This is a genomic window from Microbacterium sp. CBA3102, assembly GCF_007954505.1.
GTDB lineage: Bacteria > Actinomycetota > Actinomycetes > Actinomycetales > Microbacteriaceae > Microbacterium > Microbacterium aurugineum.
The window spans coordinates 405,562-428,173 of record NZ_CP042412.1 but is presented as its reverse complement, the minus strand read 5'-3'; the positions used below and the strand labels follow the sequence as shown (position 1 = coordinate 428,173).

The window sequence follows — 22,612 nt, the reverse complement described above, 5'->3', positions numbered from 1 at the left end:
TGTCAGGCGACGTAGACCTTGCGCAGCGTCTCGGTGACGGTCCAGGTGGTGCGCATGCCGTCCGCGAGGCGCACCACCGAGCCGGGGCCGACCTCGAGGTCGGGCAGCCCGGACGAGGCGAACGCGATCGTGGCACGGCCCGTCAGCACGACGAAGACCTCGTCGGTCTCGGTGTCCGTGGCGGTGCCCGGCGTCATCTCCCAGATGCCCACCTCGACACCGCCGAGGGTCGCGAGCTCGTGCACGGCGGTGGTCGGAGCTCCGGCGATCACCTCGTCCGCGGGCAGAGGAGCATGCGCGAGGTCCAGGGTGATGGCATCCACTCCGCCGCCCGCAGCGAGGCCGCTCATGAGTCGAAGCCCATGCCGAGGGCGTCGAGCGTCTTGAGGAAGAGGTTGCGCTTGCCCTCGTTGTGGTCGGCTCGATCCATCGCCGCGCGCACCAGGTTGACGCCGATCGAGGCGGCGGGCTCGGGCGGGAACGGAATGGGCTTCTCCCGCACCATCCGCAGCTCGGTGCGCTCGGTCTCCTCGCCCGCGAGCTTGTCGAGCATCACGTCGGCGGCGAAGCGCGCCGCGCCCACGCCGAGACCCGTGAAGCCGGTGGCATAGGCCACGCGTCCCTTGCGCGCGGTGCCGAAGAACGCGCAGAACCGACTGGACGAGTCGATCGCGCCCGCCCACCGGTGCGTGAAGCGCAGGCCCGCGAGCTGCGGGAACGTGGTGAAGAAGTGCGAGGCGAGCCGGCGGTGGCTCTCGATGCGGTCCTCGTACTCCGGGCGCACTTTGCCGCCGAAGTGGTAGATCGCGTCGTAGCCGCCGAACAGGATGCGGTTGTCGGCGGTGAGGCGGTAGTAGTGGAACTGGTTCGCGCTGTCGGCGAGGCCCTGTCGGTTCGACCAGCCGATCGCGGCGAGCTGTTCCGTGGAGAGCGGCTCGGTCATCAGCACGTAGTCGTACACGGGCACGGTCATCAGACGGTTGCGCTTGAGGAGGGAAGGGAAGACGTTCGTGCCGAGCGCGACCGCATCGGCGACCACCCGGCCGTTCGGGGTGACGAGGGCGATGGGGCTGGACCCGTCGCCCTCGATCGCACGCACCAGGCTGTGCTCGTAGATCTCGACGCCGAGGTCGGCAGCCACACGTGCCAGCTCGACGCCGAGCTTCGCGGGGTGCACCATCGCACATCCTTCGCGGTCCCAGTCGCCGGCGAGGAACGTCTCCGAGTGCACCTCCGCCTGCACCGCCTCGCGGTCGAGGAATCCGGGTTCCTCGCGGAACCAGTCGACCTGGTGCGGTTCGACGGCGACGGCGAGCTGTCCGGTGCGCTCGAACTCGGCGTCCATGCCGTAGCGCGCGATCGTCTCCTCGATGCCGTCGAGGTTGGCGTGCCCCAGCTCTTCGAGCCGGTCGATCTCCTCCGGCCAGCGGTTCACACCGTTCTCGTGGCCGTGCGTCAGGCTCGACTCGCAGAAGCCCCCGTTGCGGCCGGACGCGGCCCACGCGATCCGCGACGCCTCCAGCAGGACGACGCGTCGTCCGGGGTCGCGCTCCTTGGCGCGCACGGCCGTCCACAGGCCGGCGTACCCACCGCCGACGATCGCGAGATCCGCGCGGACCGTCCCGTTCAGGGAGGGATGCGTCGGCCGATCGACGTCGTCGAGCCAGAACACGCGGAGAGCCGTCTCGCGCAGGGAGTCGTCGACGATTCCCTGCGGCGGACGTCGGCGTTCGAAGACGGTGGTGCCCATGTTCACTCCGATGTGAGGGGGGTGCGCCTCAGCGCGTTCCCCAGTTGTAGAGGTCTTTGTAGAGGCCCGCGTAGAGCAGGCTCTCGGTGTGCGCGATGCCGGGGATGGTCCGGATGCGGGTCGCGATCAGGTCGATCAGGTGCTCGTCGTCCTCACACACGGCTTCAACGAGGATGTCGAACGTCCCGAGCGTGACCACGACGTAAGCCAGTTCCGGGATGGTCGTGAGTTCTTCGGCGATGGTGCGGGGGTCGCCCGACACGCGGATGCCGATCATCGACATGCGCCGGAAGCCGAGCTGCATCGGATCGGTGACCGCGACGATCTGGATGACACCCGCCTCGGTCATCCGCTGCACGCGCTGCCGTGCGGCGGCCTCGCTCAGTCCGACCTCGCGTGCGATCTCCGCGTAGGGACGGCGGCCGTCCTCCTGCAACAGTTCGACGATGCGCTTGGAGATGTCATCCAGTGCGGGCTGGGCAGGCTTCGAGCTCATGTGTCGATATTGTCAGCTATGACGCTGATCTGCAACTGATTCAGTTGAAATATCGGTCCACATCTTCAGATTCCGCACCCGACGCGCTAGCATGACGCCATGCCCAGCACTCTTCTGAAGACCTCCGCTCCCTTGCAGAACTTCATCGGCGGACACTTCGTGCCCGCGAACGGCTCGGGGCGGATGCCGCTCATCGATCCTGCCACCGAGGAGATCTACGGGGAGTCGCCCGTCTCGGCCGCGGCCGACGTCGACGCCGCCTACGCCGCGGCGTCCGCGGCCTTCCCGCTCTGGCGCGACACGACGCCCGCCGACCGACAGCTCGCGCTGTTCCGCATCGCCGACGAGATGGAAGCCCGCGCGGAGGAGTTCGCCGACCTCGAATCGCAGGACACCGGCAAGCCGCGGGCGAGCCTCGTGGCCGACGAGATCATGCAGTCGGTCGATCAGCTGCGCTTCTTCGCAGGGGCCGCTCGGAGTCTCGAAGGACGAGCCGCAGCGGAGTACCTCGCCGGCCACACGTCGTTCGTCCGCCGCGAGCCCGTCGGTGTGATCGGGCAGGTGACGCCCTGGAACTACCCGCTGAACATGGCCGTGTGGAAGATCGCCCCTGCGCTCGCCGCCGGCAACACCGTCGTGCTGAAGCCCGCTGAGTCCACTCCGCTGACGACGTTGCTGCTGGCGGAGATCGTCGCCCGGCACACGCCGGCCGGCACGTTGAACGTCGTGCTGGGCGATCGCGACACGGGTGTCGCGCTGGTGGAGCACCCGACCCCGCAGATGGTCGCGATCACCGGCTCGGTGCGTGCGGGGATGGCGGTCGCGCGGTCGGCGGCGAGCGACGTCAAGCGCGTGCACCTCGAACTCGGCGGGAAGGCGCCCGCGATCGTGTTCGCGGATGCGTCCCTCGAGAAGGCCGTGGAGGGCATCATCACGGGCGCCTTCTTCAACGCCGGACAGGACTGCACGGCCGCGACCCGCGTGCTGGTGCATGAGTCACGGCATGACGAGCTCATCGAGGCGCTCGTCGCGCGCGCGCGCAGCCATGCGCGCACGGGCGGTCCGAGGGAGGACGGCGTCCTCTACGGCCCGTTGAGCAGTGCCGCACAGCTCGCGCAGGTGCAGGGCTTCATCGACCGCCTCCCCGCGCACGCGAAGATCGAGACCGGTGGTCGCCGTCAGGGGGAACAGGGCTACTTCTGGGAGGCCACGATCGTGTCGGGCGTGCGGCAGGACGATGAGGTGGTCCAGGGGGAGGTCTTCGGGCCGGTCCTCACGGTGCAGTCGTTCTCGGAGGAGAGCGAGGCGTTGGAGATGGCGAACGATGTGCCGTACGCGCTCGCGTCCTCGGTGTGGACGACGGATCACGCCCGCGCGATGCGCTTCTCGCGCGACCTCGACTTCGGCTGCGTGTGGATCAACACCCACATCCCGTTCGTGTCGGACATGCCGCACGGAGGGTTCAAGCACTCGGGCTACGGCAAGGACCTCTCCCAGTACGGCTTCGACGACTACACCCGCATCAAGCACGTGATGAGCGCCCTCGACTGACGCCCACCCGCGCCGGAGGCCCTGCGATCAGGGTGCCAGCAGCTTCACGCGGCGGTGCTCACAGAGGGTGAACTCGGGGCGCTCCTCGATCTTGATGGCGCCGTCTTCGATCCAGCCGTGGCGCGCGTAGAACGTGTCGGCACGCACGTTCCCGTCGAGCACCCACAGGTAGGCGCGCGCGTGTCCGGCGTCGGCCATGCGCTGTTCGGCGGCGTCGAGGAGCGCGTGTCCCGCGCCCGTCGACCAGGCATCGGGATCCGCGTAGATCCCGTACACCTCGGCGTCGGCCAAGCCGTCGGGGTCGCGGCCGGAGCCGAACGACGTCCACCCGACGATGCGGTCGTCGCGTTCGGCGACCAGGAGCCCGAGAGTCGTGGGCAGCGGATCTGTGATGAGGCGACGCCAGCCCGTCGCGCGTTCGGCGATGGAGAGCCCGTCGAGCACGGACTGGTCGATGAGCCCGCGGTAGGCAGCCTGCCAGGACCGCACGTGCACGCGGGCCACCTCGTCGGCGTCGTCGACGCCCGCTTCCCGGACCACCAGCGGACTCATCCGTCCACCCTAGGGGAGGGGCGAAAGGCTTTTCGCGGCAGGGGTGCGCCTCAGCTCACGTTCTTCTCGAGCCACGGCATGGGATCCACCGCGACCGTGTTGATGTGGACTTCGAAGTGCAGGCAGGAGCCGAACACGTACCCGGTCGATCCGACGTCGCCGATGTACTGACCGGCCTCGACGCAGTCGCCGACCTCGACCGCGCGGGTGCCGTAGTTCAGGTGCGAGTAGACGGTGCTCACGGCCTGGCCGTCGACGATGCTCTCGATCTGGATCGTCACTCCGTAGCCCTGATAGCTCTCGGTGGAGCGGGAGACGCAGCCCGTCATCGCGGCGTTGATCGGCGTGCCGACCCCCGCGGCGAAGTCCTGGCCGAGGTGCGACCGGCCGGGGCGGGAGGCGCCGAAGCCGTCGGTGAACGTGTAGGTCCCGTCGGCCATCGGCATCACGACGCGGTCGGCGACGGGGATCTCCATGGCACTTCCGAGAGGCATGCCGGCGGCGATCGCGGCGGCGACGGCACGCGAACGCGTTTCCTTGATCTCCTCCGGCGTCGTCGCGGCGAAGTTCCCTCGAGGCGCGATCTCCGCGCGGATCTCGTCCGTCGAGGTGTACGACTGCGCGAAGTCGCTCGCGGCGGTCGTGACTTCGGCGGAGGCGGCGGCGACCGAAGTGATCTCCGGGTTGAACGCGGGCAGTGCTGCCCCGGTGATCATCGCGCCGACCGCGAGTGTGGCTCCCACCGCCTTGGCCTTCGCCCACGGGCGCGTCGCTCGGCGGGGACGGATCCGCGGGGCCGAGGCCTTCCGCCGACGGTTCCGCGTCGCGCTCGGGGGCTGCTCAGTCGGTTCCGGGGATGGCGTCGGGGGCTGCGTCGGTTCCGGGGATGGCGTCGGGGGCTGCTCGCGGGCGGCGCGCCGGCGGGACTCGGCCGGCGATGCCGGGGGCGATGACGGGCGAGGGGTGTCCGTGTGCGGCGTGCTCGCGGTGCGGGTTGGCTGCTGTGCGGCGTTCGCGGAACGGCGCAGGTCGCGCCGCAGAAGCGGTCGAGGCGTGCCGGAGGTTTCTGTGGGGGCTTCCGAGGCGTCGTGAGCGCTCTCGGGCGGCAGGGAATTCGTGACGGGATCCTTCCGGAGGGGAGGTGTGCGTGGCGGGCGATCCCCCCGGATGCCGCCGTTACCGATCTGTAATCTAAGCGGCGAACCCCGAGAGCGTCAAATCGAGGGCGGAAAGGAGCGGCGAACCATCGACGAGTGCGACGCGATGTGGCATGCTTGCGGACACCGCGTCGAGGACGCGCGAGCGAGGGAGACGCCGGAACGCATGTCCAGACCACTCGCGGGACCGCAGGGCCTGCTCCGCACGCTCAACGGCCGCGCGATCCTGGAGGCCCTGGCGCGCAGTGGGCCGCAGACCCGCGCGGAGCTGATGTCGACGACCGGTCTCTCCCGCACCGCCGTCACCCAGGTGCTGCGGATGCTCGAAGGGGTAGGAGCCGTCGCCGCGGCCGGCGTGGATCGAGAGACCCGCGGACCCGCAGCCGGACGGGTCGCCCTGCATCCGCGACTCGGCTTCGCCGCCGCCGTGCACATCGACCACCACGCAGCGCATGTCGTCCTGGTCGACGCGAGCGGGACCGTGCGCGCCGAGCAGCACGCTGCGCTCACGTCCACCGAAGAGCGCGTCGCGCACATCGTCGACCTCGTCGACCGCTGCCGTCGTGCGGTCAAGGCGACGAAGGACGCCGTCCACCTCGCTGTCGTCGGCGTCCCCGGCATCGTCACCTCCGATGGCGGCATCCGGGATGACCTCGGCCCTGACGGCGGCGCCTTCCGCACCGCGCTCGCCACGGCCCTCGACTGCCCGGTCCGGATCGAGAACGACGTCAACCTCGCAGCCCTCGCCGAGCTCACCGCCGGTGCGGGTGGCGATCTCGCCAGCTTCGCGCTGCTCCTCCTCGACGACGGACTGGGAGCGGGCATCGTGGTCGACGGATCGTTGCACCGCGGATTCTCCGGTGTGGCGGGCGAGGTCATGTACCTGCCGCAGCCCCCGCTCCCGATCGGTGCACCCATCGTGAGCGATGCCGTCGTCCGCGATCTCGCTCTCAACGAGGGGTGCGACCCCGACGCCTCCCTGGCGGACCACCTCGAGGCCGCTGCGCGCGGGGACGCGGCCTCGGCCCGGGTCGTGGAGGAGATCGGACGACGCATCGTGCTCGTGGCCGGCAGCGTGGGCCTGGTGCTCGACCCCGAAGCGTTCATCCTGAGCGGCCGGGCAGCACACCCCGCGCTCGTGGCGGCGATCGAGCGCATCGCCGAGGAATACGCTGCGCAGCTCCCACTGCGATTCCTCGTCTCCTCGTTCGGGCCCGAGGCGCCGCTCGTCGGTGCCGTCGGCGAGGCGGCGTCCGCTCTCCGCGGCACCCTGTTCACCCGCATCCTCACGCCGGCCGCGAAGCCCGGACGCTGAGGATCGCCGCCCCTCCCCACCGCCCCTTTCCGACAGGATCACCGATGACCCTTCCCTCCGACCTCGCCGACCGTCTCGGCCTCGCCCCCGGCGCACGAGCGATCATCCTGAACGCGGATGACTTCGGCATGTGCCATGCGGCGAACACCGCCATCGTCGACCTCCTGGACGCCGGCCGGATCGACTCGGCGACCGTGATGGTGCCATGCTCGTGGTCCCCGGAGGCGCTCGCCTTCGCCGCCTCCCGCCCTGACCTCGACATCGGTGTACATCTCGTGCTCACGAGCGAATGGTCTCGCTACCGGTGGCGGCCGCTCACCGGCACGGACACGAGCCTGGTCGACGCGGCGGGCTTCTTCCCGATGGACGTCGCGTCCGTCGAGCAGGCGGCGTCGGAGGAGGACGTGGCAGTCGAGCTCGCCGCCCAGCTGCAGGCCGCGCTCGATGCCGGCGTCGATGTGACGCACCTCGACAATCACATGGGCTCCGTCTACGGACTCGTGACCGGACGCGACTTCCTCCGTCCGGTGTTCGAGCTCGCCGCGCGTCACGGGCTTCCGTTCCGGTTGCCGCGCAGCATGGACGGCGTGGGCGAGGACGCGGCCCTGCAGGCGACGCTCGATGCCGCAGCTGCCGCGGCCGATGCATCCGGCGTCGTGATCATCGACAGGTTGTGGTCGCATCCCTTCCCGCTCCTCGGGGAGGGCACGCCGGAGGAGGAGACCTACGAGCAGGTGCGGGACGGCTTCATCGCCCTGTTGCGCGCCGTTCCGGCCGGCGTGACCGAGATCTACCTGCATCCGATGGTCGACGACGAGGAGCTGCGGTCAGCGGTCGACTTCAGCGCGACGAAGCGCGGCTATGAGCTGAGACTGCTCCGCGACCCCGCGGTGCTGCAGGCGATCGAGGATGAGGCGCTCGTGCGCGTCGGCTGGCGCGCCCTGCGTGACGTTCAGCGGGCAGGCGTCCGATGACCTCGGTGGGCGAGCGCCTGCGCGACCGCCGTCTCGAGGCGGCTCCGACCCGACGGCAGGCGATCGCGTTCGGAGCCTCCGGCTTCCCGACGCAGCTCATGGCGCAGACCTTCTCCGCGTTCGTCGTCTACTTCTACGTCTCGCACCTCGCGGTGCCGGCAGGGTGGGTGGCCGTGGCGATGATCGCCCACGGCATCCTGAACGCTGTGTTGAACCCCGTCGTGGGGGCGATCTCCGACCGGCTGCGCACCCCCTGGGGCCGTCGCATCCCGTGGATCGGGCTGGGCATCGTGCCGCTCGTCGTCGCGTTCACGCTGGTGTGGATGCCGCCCGAACTTCCCGTCGCCGGTCTCATCGTCTGGTTCCTCGTCGTCGTGGCCGTGTACGACATCGCCTTCGTCGTCGTGGTGCTGAACATCTCGGCACTGTTCCCCGAGATCTTCCGCACCACGGAGGAGCGCGCCCGCGGCAACGTCCCCCGGCAGATCTTCGCGATCCTCGGCATGGTCCTCGGCACGGCCGGCGCCCCCGCCCTGTACGGGGCTCTCGGATGGCCGGGTATGGCGCTCGTGCTCGGCGCGGTCTGCCTGGTGCTGCTCGCGTGGTCGTTCTTCGGCGGGATGATCGAGCGCCGGGTGCCCGAGGCGGCGTCGGAAGCCATGCGGTGGAAGGATCAGCTGACCTACACCTTCCGCAACCGGGCATTCGTCCCCTACGTGCTGGGCTCGCTGTTCGTCCAGACCTCGATCGCGGTCATCCTGGCCGCGGTCCCCTTCTACGTGCGGTACTCGCTGCGCGCCGAGGAAGGGGAGGGGAGCCTGCTCCTCGGGGCGATCTTCGTCACGGCGATCCCCTCGATCGTGCTGTGGAGCGCGGTCGTCCGTCGCACGTCACCGCGCACCGCCGTGCTGTGGAGCGTCGCGGTGTTCGGCGTCGCCGTGCTCGGCTACCTCGCGCCGTCGACCGTGCTCGGGGCGTCGCTGGTCGGAGTCGCCGTGGGGGTCGGCGTCGGCGGACTGCTGCAGCTGCTCGAGGTGATGCTCGCGCAGATCATCGATGACGATGCCGTGCGCACCGGGCACCGACGGGAGGGCGCCTACTTCGGAGTGAACGGTTTCGTGGTGCGCGGTTCGGTCGTACTGCAGGCGGTCGTGGCCGCGGTGGTGCTGACGGTTTCGGGGTTCGACGCCACGCTCGGCGATGCCCAGCCCGAAAGCGTCGACGGGGGTATCCGTCTGATGCTCGCGGTCATCCCGCTCGGGTTCACCGCCCTCGCGTGGCTGTGCTTCTGGCTCTATCCGATCCGCACCCGCGACCTCTGAGCCCTAGAGGGACGCCGCCTTCCGCGCCTCCCAGCCCGTGCGCACCATCTCGTCGACGGTGTATCGCATGGTCCAGTCGAGGTCGCGCGCGGCGAGCTCCCCGGTGGCCACGATGCGGTCGGGGTCGCCAGGACGGCGGGGTCCGATCTCGGGGGTGAAGTCGATGCCGGTGACTCGGGCGACCGCATCCATGATCTGCGTGACGCTGAGTCCGTCGCCGGATCCGAGGTTGTATGCGGTCTCGATCGGTCGTCCGTCGGCGAGGCGCTGGGCGGCGGCGACGTGCGCTGCCGCGATGTCGCCGACGTGCACGTAGTCGCGCACGTTGGTGCCGTCCTCGGTGTCGTAGTCGTCGCCGAAGATCTTCGGCGTCCTGCCCTCGAGCAGTGCTTCGAACACGATCGGGAAGAGGTTGTGCGGGCTCACGTCGTAGACCGTGGGGTCGGCCGAGCCCACGACGTTGAAGTACCGCAGCGAGGTGTGGCGCAGCGGGTGTGCGGAGTCGGCCGTCGCGATCGCCTGGTCGCGCAGCAGCCATTCCCCGATGAGCTTCGACTCTCCGTACGGACTGGCGGGCTTCTTCGCCGTGTCCTCGACGACCAGCGCGACATCAGGAGTGCCGAACACAGCGGCCGAGGAGGAGAACACGATGTTCGAGACGCCCGCGGCCTCCATGGCCTCGAGGATGATCCGGGTTCCCTCGACGTTCTGGGCATAGGTGTGCAGGGGGCGCTGCACCGACACGCCCGCGTACTTGTACCCGGCGACGTGGATCACGCCTTCCGCGTCGTGGTCGCGCAGCGCTTTCTCGACGAGCGCGCGGTCGAGGATGCTGCCCCGCACGAACGGGACGCCCTCGGGCACGAACGGTGCGACCCCGCTGGACAGGTCGTCGAGGACGACGGGGGTCATCCCGGCGCTCGCGAGGGCGCGGACGACGTGGGCACCGATGTAGCCGGCACCGCCGGTGACGATCCAGGACACTGCATTCCTCTCCTGCCGCGAATCCTCGCGGCCCGATGGATCATTCTGTCAGGCGTCGCGGTGAGGTCCCGCAGAAGGGGTGACGGTGAACAGGTGCGGTGCCGCGAACCGGGCCGCGACGAAGGCCGCGTTCACCGCTGCGGACACGGTCTCGACGGCATCCTTTTCGATCAACGCGATCGCCGCACCGCCGAAGCCGCCGCCGGTCATCCGCGCCCCCAGTGCCCCCGCCGCGAGTGCGGTGTCGACCGCGGTGTCGAGCTCGGGGGTCGAGATCTCGAAGTCGTCACGCATCGACGCGTGCGAGGCGATGAGCAGGTCGCCGATGGCCCGCGCGCCGTCCGTGCGGAGCGTGTGCACCGTGTCGACCACGCGCTGGTTCTCCGTCACGACGTGCCGCACACGGCGGAAGGTCTCCTCGTCCAGCCGTTCGCGGGCGCGGGGCAGGTCGGCGATCGACACGTCGCGCAGTGCGGGCACCCCCAGGGCTGCGGCTCCGCGCTCGCAGGAGGCGCGACGATCGCGGTAGCCACCGGTGGAGTGGGCGTGTTTCACGCGGGTGTCGATCACGAGGATGGCGAGGCCTGCCTCGGCGATGCCGAGCGGCACGAGTTCAGTCTCGAGCGAACGGCAGTCGAGGAAGAGAGCGGTGTCGGGTGCTCCCAGCATGGACGCCATCTGGTCCATGATCCCGGTGGGTGCGCCGACGGCTTCGTTCTCCGCCCGTCGTCCGATCCGGGCGAGGGCTCTGCCGTCGAGGCCCGTGCCCCACAGCTCGTCGAGCGCGGAGGCCGTCGCTCCCTCGATCGCCGCGGAAGAAGAGAGTCCGGCTCCCACCGGCACATCGGAGGCGATCGCGATGTCGACACCACGGAACGGGCCGTCACCGGGCGCGGCCTGGCGCAGCGCCCACGCGACGCCGAGCGGGTAGGCCGCCCATTCGGGAACGGCAGGAGACGCGCCGGGCGCGGTCGGGAAGAGCCGGTCGAGTTCGTCGAGGCCGACCTCGACCGGATCGGAGGCGAAACGGGAGCTGACCCGCACGCGGCCACGGTCGTCGTCGCGGCGGCCGACCGCGGCGAAGGTTCTCTGCGGGATGGCGAACGGCAGGACGAAGCCGTCGTTGTAGTCGGTGTGCTCGCCGATGAGGTTCACGCGGCCGGGCGCGGACCAGACGCCGTCCGGTCTCCGTCCCGTGAGCTCGGTGTAGAGCGCTCGCGCGTCGTCGTGGGCCGTGGTCATGCGGATGCTCCTTCTCCCGTGGTGGTCGGCGACGCGCGCTCGATGGCCTCGCGCAGGCGAGCGGCCCCTACTTCCGGCGGGACTTCGGCGGCCCAGGCCCACATCGCGGCCTCGGAGCCGGCCAGGAATTTCAGTTTGTCGGCGGCGCGGCGCGGACTCGTGAGCTGCAGGTGCAGGCGCACGGTGTCGCGTCCGACGTGCACCGGTGCCTGATGCCAGGCGGCGATGTAGGGGGTGGGGGAGTCGTAGAGGGCGTCGACGCCGCGCAGCAGGCGCAGGTAGAGCGGAGCCAGCTCGTCGCGCTCGGCCGCGGTCGTCTCGGCGAGGTCGGGAACGTGGCGGTGCGGCATCAGATGCACCTCGAGCGGCCAGCGGGCGGCGAACGGCACGAAGGCGGTCCAGTGCTCGCCGCGGAGGACGACGCGCTCCGACGCCTGCTCGGATTCGAGGATGTGCTGGAACAGGTCGGGGGCCGTCCGGTCGATCGACTCCAGGACGCGGGTCGTGCGGGGAGTCACGTACGGGTACGCGTAGATCTGGCCGTGCGGGTGCGGCAGGGTCACGCCGATCGCTTCGCCGCGGTTCTCGAAGGGGAAGATCTGCTCGATGCCGGGCAGTGTCGACAGGGCAGCGGTGCGGTCCGCCCAGGCCTCGATCACGGTGCGGGCGCGGGTCTCGGACTGCGTGCCGAAGGAGCCGGAGTGCTCGGGGCTGAAGCACACGACCTCGCAGCGTCCGACGGCGGCACGGGTGCGGCCGAGGCCCAGCGCGGAGAGGTCGTCCCGTCCGCGCGGTGCATTGGGCGCCTGGGGGGCACCGCCGACGGCTTCGCTGAGCGCGGGGCCGAACGCGGGGGAGCGGTTCTCGAACACCGCGACGTCGTATCGCGAAGGGACCTCGGACGGGTTCCCGGGGGTCTGCGGTGCCAGGGGGTCGGCGTCGGCGCCGGGCATCATCACGCGGTTCTGTCGATTCGCGGCCACCGTGATCCAGTCGCCGGTGAGCACGTCGAGGCGCATGGTCGCGGTGTCGGGGCGCGGGTCGAGCACGCGGGCGTCGACCGCCCGCTCGGCGCCCAGAGTCGTGCCGGGTTCGTCGTAGTAGAAGAGGTCGCGGCCGTCGGCGAGGGTGGTGGTGCGTTTGACGACGCCGGCGCCGAGGGCCTCGGTGCGCAACTCAGGAAGATCGTGCGTGTTCACGTAAACATGGTACGCACAGGGCCGTGATAACGTCAACATGACGGAGTTGTGAACCGGTGGACGGAGCGACAGGGTGAGCGAGCGCGGCGAGGTCGAGGGCCTCAGGGCCGATCGGCGGCGCCCCTCCACGGGGCGCGTGTCGATGGCCATGGTCGCCGTCCGCGCCGGGGTCTCGGGACAGACTGTCTCGCGCGTCGTCAACGGCAGCCCGCGGGTCGACCCCGACACCCGTACCCGCGTTGAGCGTGCGATGGCGGAACTCGGCTATCGACCCCACCGCGCCGCTCGGGCGTTGCGCACCGGCCGTTCGCAGACCATCGGACTCGTCGTCACCACCCTCGCCACGGTCGGCAACTCACGGATGCTGCAGGCCACCGCCGAAGCCGCGGCCGAACGCGGGTACGCCCTCACGCTCGTGACCGCTGCCGCCGGCGTCGCCGAAGCCTTCGATCGACTCGCCGAGCAGGAGGTCGACGGTGCGATCGTGCTGAACGAGGCCTCGGCGCTCGTCCCCGGTGCGCAGCCGCCCGAGGGACTGCGCCTGGTCGTGGTGGACGCCCCGACCGAAGCCGGGTTCGCGTCGGTGCACAGCGATCATGCCGGTGGTGCCTCCGCGGCCACGGCCCGACTGCTCGCTCTCGGCCACGACACGGTGCACCACCTCGCGGGACCAGCCGATTCCTTCGCCGCAATCGAGCGTGAGCGCGGATGGCGCGAGACCCTCGTGACCGCCGGTGTCCGCCCGCCCCCGGTGGTCCGCGGCGACTGGAGTGCGGACTCGGGGTATGCGGCGGGCGGGGAGTTGCGGGCGGCGTCCGCCGTCTTCTGCGCCAACGATCAGATGGCGCTCGGTCTGTTGCGCGCGCTCGCCGAAGCGGGGCGACGGGTGCCGGACGACGTCGGGGTCATCGGATTCGACGATGTGCCGGAGGCGGCGAACTACCGTCCTCCGCTGACCACGATCCGCCAGGACTTCGCGGTTCTCGCACACCGGGCCGTGTCGTCGCTCGTCGCGGCGATCGAGGGTGCTGCGGGAGATGCGGTGTCCGTCGTCGTCCCGACGGAGCTCGTCGAGCGCGCCAGCACATCCTCGCGCTGACGCGTCCCCGCTTCTTTCTCCCACCCCTTCCCCCCCGCTCCCTCCTCCCGACGCCCCTCCTGTGTCGAGACCCCCTCCTGTCGTCGACGCCCCCTCCTGACGTCGTGCGCGCGAGGGGGTCTCGGCGCGCACGGGGGGCGTCGACGGAAGTGGTGAGGCTGGATCGGGATCCCGGACTCCCGGGCCGGATCGAGGCGCCGGACTCCCGGACCGGATCGGGGCGCGGGGCCGCGGGGTCGGATTGCGTGGTTGCACTCGGACGGACGCTCATGACATGATCTCGGAAAGCGCTTTCCGGTCCTGCGGATCGGAACCACGACCAGCCGCCCGAGACAGAAACGGAACACCATGGCACAGGCGAACACCCGCGAGATCGGGATCATCATGAACGGCGTCTCGGGGCGCATGGGCTATCGGCAGCACCTCGTGCGCTCGATCCTCGCGATCCGCGATCAGGGCGGCATCGAGTTGTCCGACGGCTCCCGCATCACCGTGAAGCCGATCCTCGTCGGCCGCAACGAGTCCAAGCTCGCCGAGCTCGCCGCGAAGCACGGCATCGAGGACTGGACGACCGACCTCGACGCCGCGCTCGCTGACCCCCGGTGGGAGATCTACGCCGACTTCCTGGTCACCAAGGCCCGTGCCACCGCGATCCGCAAGGCCATCGCCGCGGGCAAGGCGATCTACACCGAGAAGCCCACCGCCGAGTCGCTCGAGGAGGCACTCGAACTCGCGCGCCTCGCGAAGGAAGCCGGCGTGAAGACCGGGGTCGTGCATGACAAGCTCTACCTGCCGGGCCTGCAGAAGCTCAAGCGCCTGATCGACTCGGGCTTCTTCGGTCGCATCCTCTCGGTGCGCGGCGAGTTCGGGTACTGGGTCTTCGAGGGCGACTGGCAGCCCGCGCAGCGCCCGAGCTGGAACTACCGCACGGAAGACGGTGGCGGCATCATCACCGACATGTTCCCGCACTGGAACTACGTGCTGGAGAATCTCTTCGGCGAGGTCAAGAGCGTCTACGCGCAGGCGGCCGTGCACATCGCCGACCGCTGGGACGAGCAGGGCGAGCACTACACGGCGACGGCCGAGGACGCGGCCTACGGCATCTTCGAGATCGAGGGCGGCGTGATCGCCGAGATCAACTCCTCCTGGACCGTGCGCGTGAACCGGGACGAGCTCGTCGAGTTCCAGGTCGACGGCACCCACGGATCCGCGGTGGTCGGGCTGTTCGGCGCGAAGATCCAGCCCCGAAACGCCACCCCCAAGCCGGTGTGGAACCCTGATCTCGAAGACACCCGCGACTACGACGCGGACTGGCAACAGGTGCCGACCAACGATGTCTTCCTCAACGGCTTCCGCCAGCAGTGGGAGGAGTATCTGGTGTCGTACGTCGAGGGCACCGACTACCCGTTCGACCTGCTCGCGGGCGCCCGTGGAGTGCAGTTCGCCGAGGCCGGTCTGACCTCCAGCGCCGAGGGCCGCAAGATCGCCCTCGAGTCGTTGACCCTGGATTGAGGCGCACGATGGCCACGCTCCGACTCCTGCACCCGACAGGCGCGACCACCGACGTCGCTCTCAACGATGTCGGTGCCTGCACGCGTCCGACCGCACCGCTGCGGAGCCGCGTCGCATACGCCGCCGCACACGTCGTGCCCAAGGTGCACGCCGACAACACCCCCGGGCAGCCCGCCGACATCGACTGGGACGCCACGCTCGCGTTCCGCCGCAACGTGTTCTCCTGGGGGCTCGGCGTCGCCGATGCGATGGACACCGCGCAGCGCAACATGGGCTTGGATGCCGCGGCCACGCGGGAACTGATCGCTCGCAGCGCTGAAGTCGCCCGCGAGGAAGGCGGCTCGGTGGTGGTCGGCGTCAACACCGACCACATCGCCGAGTCGGAGATCTCCCTCGACCAGGTGATCACGGCCTACACCGAACAGCTGCACTTCGCAGAGGAGCACGGGGCCGGTCCTGTGCTGATGGCGTCCCGGCACCTCGCCCGCGCGGCGACGGATGCCGCGGACTACCGTCGCGTCTACCGCGAGGTGCTGTCCCGAGCGACGACCCCCGTCGTGCTGCATTGGCTCGGAACCGCCTTCGACCCTGCGCTCGCCGGCTACTTCGGGGCAGACGGCTGGCAGGAGGCATCCGAGGTGCTGCTGCAGATCATCGCCGAGAATCCGGGGAAGATCGCGGGAGTGAAGATGAGTCTGTTGAACGCCGAGTCCGAGATCTCGGTGCGCGCACGGCTTCCCGAAGGCGTGCGGATGTTCACGGGCGACGACTTCAACTACGTCCGTCTGATCGGGGGCACAGCGGAAGGGATGACGCCGGGCGATGACATGCACTCCGACGCCCTCCTCGGCGCGTTCGCGGCGATCACCCCGGTGGCTTCGGCGGCGATCCAGGCTCTGGACGCCGGTGACCAGGAGGAGTATCTGCGCATCCTGGGCCCGACCGAAGCGCTCAGCCGGCAGGTCTTCGCCGCCCCCACGTTCTATTACAAGACGGGCGTGGCCTTCCTCGCCTGGCTGAACGGGCATCAGCCCGCGTTCCAGATGGTCGGTGGCCTGCATTCCGCACGCAGCCTGCCGCATCTGAGTCGCATCGTCGAGCTTGCGAACACCTCGCTCGCGCTGGAGCAGCCCGACCTCGCACAGCAACGGTGGCACCGCATGCTGCGCGTGAACGGAGTGGACGCATGAGCCCTTCTTCGCAGATCCCCGACCCGCGGCTGTCGATCAACCAGGCGACGATCAAGCATGCCGATCTCGCCACCGCGCTGCGGGTCACGGCAGACGCGGGAGTGCGATCGATCGGCCTCTGGCGGGAGCCCGTGCATGCGGTCGGCCTCGACGTCGCTGCGCGGATGCTGTCCGACTCGGGTCTGCGCTTCTCGACGCACTGCCGGGGCGGCTTCTTCACCCTGCCGGCCGGTGCGGACCGGGAAACGGCGTTGGATGACAACCGCAGGGCGATCGAGGAGACCGCGACGCTGGCCGCGGCCGGTGCGGAAGGCTCGACCGCCGTGCTCGTGCTCGTCGCGGGCGGATTGCCTGCGGGATCACGCGACCTGATCGGAGCGCGGGAGCGGGTGCGCGATGCGATCGGTGTCCTCGCTCCCGAGGCGGAGGCGGCGGGGGTGACGCTCGCGATCGAGCCGCTGCATCCGATGTACGCGTCGGACCGCGCCGTCATCTCGACGCTCGGGCACGCACTCGACATCGCCGCTGACTTCGCGCCCGAGGTGGTCGGGGCCGCCGTCGATACGTTCCACATCTGGTGGGATCCGCAGGTGCTCGAACAGATCGCGCGGGCGGGCAGGGAGAACCGGATCGCGACCTATCAGGTGTGCGACTGGAAGACACCCCTCGCCGCCGACGTGCTGCTCTCCCGGCACTACACAGGAGACGGGGTGATCGACTTCGGCTCACTCACCCGTGCGGTCGTCGCGACCGGGTACGACCGCGACATCGAGGTCGAGATCTTCAACGCCGAGATCTGGGCGGATACCCCGGAGAGCGTCGTACGCCGCACGGCGGAGACGTTCGCGGCCGCCGTCTCTCCGCACCTCGCATGAGGTCCGATCCGGAGGTTCGGCGTACCATCTGTCGGGAGCGCGCACGGATGCAGGGCGCACGGGCGGCTTTCCGTCCGACATCCATGCATCGGCCCGACATCCGTGCATGGGGCGTCGGTGCGTCGGCGGGCCGCGGGGCGGGGAAGTAGGATCTGGGGCATGACAGAGCCCGCATCGTCGGCGGAGCGGCCGGCGCCGACCAGGGCCCAGCGTCACACGCGGGGACCCGCACCCACCCTGCACGACGTGGCTCGCGAGGCCGGCGTATCGCTTGCGACCGCCTCCCGTGTGCTCAACGGATCGGAGCGCAAGGTCGCCGAGTCGTTCCGAGAGCGTGTCGAAGCGGCGGCCGCGGAACTGGGCTACACCGCGAACGTCTCCGCCCAGGCGACCGCGCGTGGCACCTCGCCCGTCATCGCCCTGCTCGTCGCCGACATCGCCGACCCCTACTTCGGTCTGATCGCCTCGGGGGTGGCGCGCGGTGCCGACGAGCACGGGCTCGTCGTCACGGTCGCCATCACCGACCGTGATCCGGCCCGGAAGGCGCGCATCGTCCGAGCTCTGCGGGGTCAGCGGCCGCGGGGCCTGATCCTCGCCGCCTCCGGCACGCAGGACCCGATCGAGGCCGATGTCGCCCACGACCTCGCCGAGTTCTCGCGTCTGGGCGGCAGGGTGGTCGCCTTCGGGCCAGGCTCCGGCGTGGAGCGGAGTATCGAGATCGACAACCGCTCCGGAGCCGAGGCACTGGGACGACGGATGGCCGAGCGGGGGTATCGCTCGGCGATCGCGCTCGGTGCCGCCGAGGGCGTGTGGACCTCGGATGATCGTCTGGCCGGGTTCCGCGCCGGATTCGAGGCTTCAGGAGGAGCTGTCGTGCGCACGCTGCGTGGCGGCTTCCTCCGTGAATCAGGCGCGGAGAGTATGGCCGCGGCGCTCGCCGATGGTGTGCCCACCGGCACCCTGGTCTTCGCGATCACCGATGTCGTCGCGATCGGCGCGATGTCCGCGATCCGCGATGCCGGTCGGGAGATCGGCGCCGACATCGCGGTCTGCGGCTTCGACGACGTGCCCGCGAGCAGCGACGTCTCCCCGGCACTGACGACGGTGCGTGTGCCGCTGAGCGAGGTCGGCTACCAGGCCTTCCGTGCGACGGTGGATGCGGACTGGGAGCAGGCGCCGCTGCCGCTCGACGTGGTCGTGCGCGCGAGCACCCCGGGGTCCCGCGGTGACCCGGGTCGTGCTGGCACCGGACAGCTTCAAGGGCACGATCACGGCAGCCGATGCCGCGGCGGCGCTCGCCGAAGGATGGGCGTCCGTCGACCCCGCGGCGGAGTTCGTGCACCGGCCCATGGCGGACGGCGGCGAGGGCACCGTGTCGGCGTTCGAGGCCGCGGTTCCGGGGGCCGTGCGGATGCCGGTCACGGTCGACGGGCCTGCGGGGCACCGGATCGATACCTCCTGGCTGCTGCTTCCCCCGACCGAGGATGCTCCCGCAGGGACGGCTGTCGTCGACCTCGGCTCGACATCGGGCATCGAGTTGCTGACGGAGCTGCGCCCCTGGGACGCCGACACCGCCGGGTTCGGGCAGGCCATGGCCGCCGCACTCGATCACGGGGTCTCGCGCCTCGTCGTCGGGATCGGCTCGAGCGCATCGACCGACGGCGGCACCGGCATGCTGTCGGCACTGGGGGCGCGGTTCCTCGATGCCGCGGGCGCTCTTGTCGCTCCGGGCGCACGGGGACTCGGAGACATCGCCGCGGTCGACCTCTCCGGACTGCGCCCGGCTCCGGAGGTGCGCGTGCTCACCGACGTGACGAACCCGCTCGTCGGTCCGCGCGGGGCCGCCGCGGTGTTCGGCCCGCAGAAGGGACTGCGCACCCTCGACGACATCGCCCTCGTCGACGACGGGCTGCGCCGGCTCGCCGCACTGCTCGGCGTCGATCCGGACGGCGCGGGGAACGGCGCGGCCGGAGGGACCGGTGCCGCCCTGGTGGTGTGGGGCGGAATCCTCGCTCCCGGCGCATCCGAGGTCGCGGAACTCATCGGGTTGGCCGAGGCGATCGCCGATGCCGATGTGGTCATCACCGGGGAGGGGTCCTACGACGGGCAGTCCGGCGACGGCAAGGTGCCCTCCTACCTCGCGGGTCTCGCCGCTGAGGCCGGGACGCGCGCGATGGTCGCGGCCGGTCGCATCACCGAGGATGCGGATACCGCGCTGTTCGCGGCATCCGCCTCACTCACCGAGCTGGCAGGCTCCCCCGACGCGGCGCTCGCCGAACCGGCGCGCTGGCTGCGCGAGGCCGGCGCCGTGCTGGCCCGTTCCGCCGCAGCCTGAGACGTCGCCCGCGTGGGTCAGTCGCCGAGTGCGGCCGACACGACAGCGCGTGCCTCCGCCTGGACCTCCGCGAGGTGCTCGGGGCCGCGCAGGCTCTCGGCGTAGAGCTTGTAGACGTCTTCCGTGCCGGACGGGCGCGCCGCGAACCAGGCGTGCTCCGTCTGCACCTTGAGACCTCCGATCGCCGCACCGTTGCCGGGCGCGTGTGAGAGCTTCGCCGTGACCTCCTCGCCGGCGAGGGTGGTGGCCGTCACCGACTCGGGGGCGAGCTTTCCGAGCGTCGCCTTCTGCTCCGGTGTCGCGGGGGCATCGACCCGCTGGTAGGCCGAGGCGCCGAAGGCCTCCTCCAGCTCGGCGTACCGCTCCGAGGGCGTCTTGCCCGTGACGGCGATGATCTCGGCGGCCAGCAGGCACAGCAGGATGCCGTCCTTGTCGGTCGACCACACGGAGCCGTCCTTGCGGAGGAAGGACGCCCCGGCCGACTCCTCGCCGCCGAACGCGACCGAGCCGTCGAGGAGTCCGGGGACGAACCACTTGAACCCGACCGGGACTTCCAGCAGGCGGCGACCGAGCGATTCGGCGACGCGGTCGATGATCATCGACGACACGAGCGTCTTCCCGATCGCGGCATCGCGGGGCCAGTCCTGCCGATGCGAGAACAGGTAGTCGATCGCGACGGCCAGGTAGTGGTTCGGGTTCATCAGCCCGGCGTCCGGGGTGACGATGCCGTGCCGGTCGGCATCCGCGTCGTTCCCGGTCAGTACGTCGTAGTCGCCCTTCTTCGCGACCAGCGACGCCATGGCCGAGGGCGACGACGGATCCATCCGGATCTTCTCGTCCCAGTCCAGGGTCATGAAGCGCCAGGTCGGGTCGACCTCGGGGTTCACCACGTCCAGGTCGAGGTCGTGCATCTCGGCGATGAGTTCCCAGTACTCCACGGACGCTCCGCCCAGAGGGTCGGCGCCGATGCGCACCCCGGCCGTGCGGATCGCGTCGAGGTCGATGATGGACGGCAGATCCCGCACATACTCCTCGCGGAAGTCGTAGCCGGTGAGGGCATCCCAGTCGATGTCGGCGAAGCGCTCGAGCTTCACTCCCTCGAGCCCCGCGGCGATCAGGGCGTTCGCGCGGTCGGCGATCCATCCGGTGGCGTCGGTGTCGGCGGGTCCTCCGTGCGGCGGGTTGTACTTGAAGCCGCCGTCGCGGGGCGGGTTGTGCGACGGGGTCACGACGATGCCGTCCGCACGACCGGGGTCGTCGTCTGCGCGTCCACGGTTGTAGGTCAGGATCGCGTGGCTGAGCGCGGGGGTCGGCACCCACGAGTCGCGGGCATCGACCCTCACATCCACACCGTTCGCGAGCAGCACCTCGATGGCGCTGCGCTCGGCGGGCAGGGAGAGTGCGTGCGTGTCCCGACCGAGGAACAGCGGACCCGTGATGCCCTGGGCTGCGCGATAGTCCACGATCGCCTGCGTCGTGGCGAGGATGTGGTTCTCGTTGAAGCTGTTCGACAGGGAGGAACCGCGATGGCCGCTGGTCCCGAAGACGACCCGCTCGGCCGCGACCTCGGGGTTCGGTGTGCGGTCGTAGTAGGCGGCGATCAGTTCGTCGACGTCGATCAGGTCACTTTCCTCCGCAGGGAGGCCGGCACGGCTGGTCATCCTCTCAGTCTGCCCCCTGATGGGCGGGATCGCACCCGAGAAGTCATGCGTATCTCCGTCGTCGCGCCGAGGGCTAAGGTGAAACCCGTGACTGAACGCCGCACCTACAGCTATCTCGGCCCGGCCGGAACCTTCACGGAGGCGGCGCTCGATCAGGTGGCGGAGGCTCGCGGCCAGACGTGGCGCCCCGTGCACAACGTGGGTGAGGCGCTGGCCGACGTGCTCGAGGGCCGCAGCGATGCCGCCATGATCGCGATCGAGAACTCCATCGAGGGCGGTGTCTCCACCACGCAGGATGCACTGGCGACCCTGCCGGGCCTGCGCATCATCGGTGAGTACCTGGTGCGGGTGAACTTCGTGCTCGTCGCCCCGCGTGGCACGACGCTCGATCAGGTCGAGGTGATCGCGGCGCACCCCGTCGCCTATGCGCAGTGTCATGGCTGGCTCGGTGAGCATCTGCCCTCGCACTCGCACGTGCCGGCCTCGAGCAACGTGGCGTCGGCGATCGGCGTCCTCGACGGCACCCTCGCCGCGCAGGCGGCCATCGCCGCCCCGGGCATCGTGAGCCACTACGACGTCGACGTGCTCGCGGAGGGCATCGGCGACAATGCGCAGGCCGTGACCCGCTTCGTGCTGGTCACCCGGACGACCCGTTCCCCCGAGCCCACCGGCGCTGACAAGACCTCCCTGATCGTCGAGCTCCCGCACGATCACCCCGGTTCGCTCCTCGAGATGCTGGAGCAGTTCTCGACCCGCGGGATCAACCTCTCGCTCATCGAGTCGCGGCCGATCGGCGACGAACTCGGTCGCTACCGGTTCGTTATCGACGCGGACGGACACATCGAGCACGAGCGCATGGCCGACGCGCTGCTCGGCATCCGCCGCTTCAGCCCGCGCGTGGTGTTCCTCGGCTCCTACCCGCGTGCGGATCGCCAGATCGTGCAGTACCCCGACCGCTACTCGGACGACGTGTTCGTCGAGGCGCGCGACTGGCTGCGCGGCATCCTCTCCGGCGAGCCCGAGGTCTGACCCCCGCCCCGCCCCGCCCCGGTGCGGCCGGTGCGGGCGGTGCGGCCGGTGCGGGATCGAAAACGCGCCTCCGGGACGTCACGGAGGCGCGTTTTTCATCCCGCACGAGCGGGACTCGGGGTCAATGCTCCTGGAAGCGCGGCCAGTCGCTGCCGGGAGCCATGCGCGCGTGCAGGGCACCCTTCGCGGAAGCGAGGCTGGGATAGGTGCTGGCTTCGGCATCCGCTTCCGCCATCGTGACGTGGTATCCGTCGTCGTCGTGCCGGATGCTGCCGACCACTCCGTTGCGTCCGTAAGCGACCCAGAGTGCGAGCGTCTTGGTGGTGCTCATCTTCGGACCCCCTTTCTGCCGTCGAGGGTACGCCGATC

At 70.3% G+C, this 22,612-nt stretch carries 20 protein-coding genes and 1 pseudogene; 11 read left to right on the top strand and 10 right to left on the bottom strand.

The genetic code is table 11. The features are described from left to right. Nucleotides 1-2 precede the first annotated feature (2 nt). Genes FGL91_RS02185 through FGL91_RS02175 form a run of 3 tightly spaced genes read right to left on the bottom strand, consistent with a single transcriptional unit; the run spans nt 3 to nt 2,246 of the window. Nucleotides 3-350, bottom strand: a complete 348-nt coding sequence (locus FGL91_RS02185) for a cupin domain-containing protein (RefSeq protein ID WP_153242938.1) — start codon at nt 348-350, stop codon at nt 3-5. Continuing rightward, a complete protein-coding gene (locus FGL91_RS02180) occupies nt 347-1,750 on the bottom strand; it encodes an NAD(P)/FAD-dependent oxidoreductase (RefSeq protein WP_153242937.1) in 1,404 nt (467 codons plus the stop codon). The genes FGL91_RS02185 and FGL91_RS02180 overlap by 4 nt, the downstream gene beginning before the upstream one ends. Before the next feature lie 28 nt (nt 1,751-1,778). Continuing rightward, nucleotides 1,779-2,246: an Lrp/AsnC family transcriptional regulator gene (locus FGL91_RS02175; protein ID WP_047520308.1), complete on the bottom strand. Its 468-nt coding sequence runs from the start codon at nt 2,244-2,246 to the stop codon at nt 1,779-1,781. A gap of 99 nt (nt 2,247-2,345) precedes the next feature. On the opposite strand from FGL91_RS02175, the gene FGL91_RS02170 reads away from it, so the two are divergent. Beyond that, nucleotides 2,346-3,797: a gamma-aminobutyraldehyde dehydrogenase gene (locus tag FGL91_RS02170; protein ID WP_153242936.1), complete on the top strand. Its 1,452-nt coding sequence runs from the start codon at nt 2,346-2,348 to the stop codon at nt 3,795-3,797. 27 nt (nt 3,798-3,824) lie between these two features. On the opposite strand, the gene FGL91_RS02165 is transcribed toward FGL91_RS02170, so the two are convergent. Beyond that, a complete protein-coding gene (locus FGL91_RS02165) occupies nt 3,825-4,349 on the bottom strand; it encodes a GNAT family N-acetyltransferase (RefSeq protein WP_131494356.1) in 525 nt (174 codons plus the stop codon). Nucleotides 4,350-4,399: 50 nt separating this feature from the next. Continuing rightward, nucleotides 4,400-5,092, bottom strand: coding sequence for a M23 family metallopeptidase (locus tag FGL91_RS02160; RefSeq protein ID WP_227991809.1), 693 nt, complete (start codon nt 5,090-5,092; stop codon nt 4,400-4,402). A 580-nt stretch (nt 5,093-5,672) separates the two neighbouring features. On the opposite strand from FGL91_RS02160, the gene FGL91_RS02155 reads away from it, so the two are divergent. The 3 genes from FGL91_RS02155 to FGL91_RS02145 are packed head-to-tail and all read left to right on the top strand — an operon-like array spanning nt 5,673 to nt 9,117. Further along, nucleotides 5,673-6,821: an ROK family transcriptional regulator gene (locus FGL91_RS02155; protein ID WP_153242934.1), complete on the top strand. Its 1,149-nt coding sequence runs from the start codon at nt 5,673-5,675 to the stop codon at nt 6,819-6,821. 44 nt (nt 6,822-6,865) lie between these two features. Beyond that, entirely contained in the window at nt 6,866-7,795 is a 930-nt protein-coding gene (locus FGL91_RS02150) for a polysaccharide deacetylase family protein (protein WP_131494353.1), read from the top strand. Then, the gene (locus FGL91_RS02145; protein WP_153242933.1) at nt 7,792-9,117 is read left to right on the top strand and encodes an MFS transporter; all 1,326 of its coding nucleotides are present in this window, start codon (nt 7,792-7,794) and stop codon (nt 9,115-9,117) included. Before FGL91_RS02150 ends, FGL91_RS02145 begins: the two co-directional genes overlap by 4 nt. A gap of 3 nt (nt 9,118-9,120) precedes the next feature. Here the strand turns inward: FGL91_RS02145 and galE are convergent, their stop codons facing one another. From galE to galT, 3 genes are read right to left on the bottom strand one after another with little or no spacing between them, the layout of a single operon-like run. Then, a complete protein-coding gene (galE, locus tag FGL91_RS02140; RefSeq protein ID WP_153242932.1) occupies nt 9,121-10,101 on the bottom strand; it encodes a UDP-glucose 4-epimerase GalE in 981 nt (326 codons plus the stop codon). Nucleotides 10,102-10,149: 48 nt separating this feature from the next. Beyond that, nucleotides 10,150-11,343 (bottom strand): galactokinase, encoded by a 1,194-nt coding sequence (gene galK, locus FGL91_RS02135; protein WP_153242931.1) that lies wholly within the window; start codon nt 11,341-11,343, stop codon nt 10,150-10,152. Beyond that, nucleotides 11,340-12,542, bottom strand: coding sequence for a galactose-1-phosphate uridylyltransferase (gene galT / locus FGL91_RS02130; RefSeq protein ID WP_153242930.1), 1,203 nt, complete (start codon nt 12,540-12,542; stop codon nt 11,340-11,342). The genes galK and galT overlap by 4 nt, the downstream gene beginning before the upstream one ends. Before the next feature lie 142 nt (nt 12,543-12,684). On the opposite strand from galT, the gene FGL91_RS02125 reads away from it, so the two are divergent. The 6 genes and pseudogenes from FGL91_RS02125 (at nt 12,685) to FGL91_RS02100 (ending at nt 19,553) form a co-directional block, all read left to right on the top strand. After that, nucleotides 12,685-13,641, top strand: a complete 957-nt coding sequence (locus FGL91_RS02125; protein WP_153244646.1) for a LacI family DNA-binding transcriptional regulator — start codon at nt 12,685-12,687, stop codon at nt 13,639-13,641. 348 nt (nt 13,642-13,989) lie between these two features. After that, nucleotides 13,990-15,153 (top strand): Gfo/Idh/MocA family protein, encoded by a 1,164-nt coding sequence (locus FGL91_RS02120; protein WP_131492225.1) that lies wholly within the window; start codon nt 13,990-13,992, stop codon nt 15,151-15,153. A gap of 8 nt (nt 15,154-15,161) precedes the next feature. Then, nucleotides 15,162-16,343, top strand: coding sequence for a dihydrodipicolinate synthase family protein (locus FGL91_RS02115; RefSeq protein WP_131492226.1), 1,182 nt, complete (start codon nt 15,162-15,164; stop codon nt 16,341-16,343). Beyond that, nucleotides 16,340-17,218 (top strand): sugar phosphate isomerase/epimerase family protein, encoded by an 879-nt coding sequence (locus FGL91_RS02110; RefSeq protein ID WP_153242929.1) that lies wholly within the window; start codon nt 16,340-16,342, stop codon nt 17,216-17,218. The genes FGL91_RS02115 and FGL91_RS02110 overlap by 4 nt, the downstream gene beginning before the upstream one ends. 159 nt (nt 17,219-17,377) lie before the next feature. Further along, nucleotides 17,378-18,319 (top strand): annotated as a pseudogene (locus FGL91_RS02105) (LacI family DNA-binding transcriptional regulator); the annotation flags it as partial. Between the two features lie 124 nt (nt 18,320-18,443). Beyond that, the gene (locus tag FGL91_RS02100; protein ID WP_131492228.1) at nt 18,444-19,553 is read left to right on the top strand and encodes a glycerate kinase; all 1,110 of its coding nucleotides are present in this window, start codon (nt 18,444-18,446) and stop codon (nt 19,551-19,553) included. Nucleotides 19,554-19,570: 17 nt separating this feature from the next. On the opposite strand, the gene pgm is transcribed toward FGL91_RS02100, so the two are convergent. Next, nucleotides 19,571-21,214, bottom strand: coding sequence for a phosphoglucomutase (alpha-D-glucose-1,6-bisphosphate-dependent) (pgm, locus tag FGL91_RS02095; protein ID WP_153242928.1), 1,644 nt, complete (start codon nt 21,212-21,214; stop codon nt 19,571-19,573). 45 nt (nt 21,215-21,259) lie between these two features. Between pgm and pheA the strand changes: the two genes are divergently transcribed. After that, nucleotides 21,260-22,243, top strand: a complete 984-nt coding sequence (gene pheA, locus FGL91_RS02090) for a prephenate dehydratase (protein ID WP_052193296.1) — start codon at nt 21,260-21,262, stop codon at nt 22,241-22,243. A 121-nt stretch (nt 22,244-22,364) separates the two neighbouring features. On the opposite strand, the gene FGL91_RS02085 is transcribed toward pheA, so the two are convergent. Continuing rightward, nucleotides 22,365-22,574 (bottom strand): hypothetical protein, encoded by a 210-nt coding sequence (locus FGL91_RS02085; protein ID WP_047520283.1) that lies wholly within the window; start codon nt 22,572-22,574, stop codon nt 22,365-22,367. Between the last annotated feature and the right edge of the window lie 38 nt (nt 22,575-22,612).

What these genes read in the sequence shown, in the direction of transcription:
- FGL91_RS02185 (WP_153242938.1), bottom strand. Translation starts at nt 350, where the DNA reads ATGAGCGGCCTCGCTGCGGGCGGCGGAGTGGATGCCATCACCCTGGAC.
- FGL91_RS02180 (WP_153242937.1), bottom strand. Translation starts at nt 1,750, where the DNA reads ATGGGCACCACCGTCTTCGAACGCCGACGTCCGCCGCAGGGAATCGTC.
- FGL91_RS02175 (WP_047520308.1), bottom strand. Translation starts at nt 2,246, where the DNA reads ATGAGCTCGAAGCCTGCCCAGCCCGCACTGGATGACATCTCCAAGCGC.
- FGL91_RS02170 (WP_153242936.1), top strand. Translation starts at nt 2,346, where the DNA reads ATGCCCAGCACTCTTCTGAAGACCTCCGCTCCCTTGCAGAACTTCATC.
- FGL91_RS02165 (WP_131494356.1), bottom strand. Translation starts at nt 4,349, where the DNA reads ATGAGTCCGCTGGTGGTCCGGGAAGCGGGCGTCGACGACGCCGACGAG.
- FGL91_RS02155 (WP_153242934.1), top strand. Translation starts at nt 5,673, where the DNA reads ATGTCCAGACCACTCGCGGGACCGCAGGGCCTGCTCCGCACGCTCAAC.
- FGL91_RS02150 (WP_131494353.1), top strand. Translation starts at nt 6,866, where the DNA reads ATGACCCTTCCCTCCGACCTCGCCGACCGTCTCGGCCTCGCCCCCGGC.
- FGL91_RS02145 (WP_153242933.1), top strand. Translation starts at nt 7,792, where the DNA reads ATGACCTCGGTGGGCGAGCGCCTGCGCGACCGCCGTCTCGAGGCGGCT.
- galK (WP_153242931.1), bottom strand. Translation starts at nt 11,343, where the DNA reads ATGACCACGGCCCACGACGACGCGCGAGCGCTCTACACCGAGCTCACG.
- FGL91_RS02125 (WP_153244646.1), top strand. Translation starts at nt 12,685, where the DNA reads ATGGCCATGGTCGCCGTCCGCGCCGGGGTCTCGGGACAGACTGTCTCG.
- FGL91_RS02120 (WP_131492225.1), top strand. Translation starts at nt 13,990, where the DNA reads ATGGCACAGGCGAACACCCGCGAGATCGGGATCATCATGAACGGCGTC.
- FGL91_RS02115 (WP_131492226.1), top strand. Translation starts at nt 15,162, where the DNA reads ATGGCCACGCTCCGACTCCTGCACCCGACAGGCGCGACCACCGACGTC.
- FGL91_RS02110 (WP_153242929.1), top strand. Translation starts at nt 16,340, where the DNA reads ATGAGCCCTTCTTCGCAGATCCCCGACCCGCGGCTGTCGATCAACCAG.
- pgm (WP_153242928.1), bottom strand. Translation starts at nt 21,214, where the DNA reads ATGACCAGCCGTGCCGGCCTCCCTGCGGAGGAAAGTGACCTGATCGAC.
- pheA (WP_052193296.1), top strand. Translation starts at nt 21,260, where the DNA reads ATGCGTATCTCCGTCGTCGCGCCGAGGGCTAAGGTGAAACCCGTGACT.
- FGL91_RS02085 (WP_047520283.1), bottom strand. Translation starts at nt 22,574, where the DNA reads ATGAGCACCACCAAGACGCTCGCACTCTGGGTCGCTTACGGACGCAAC.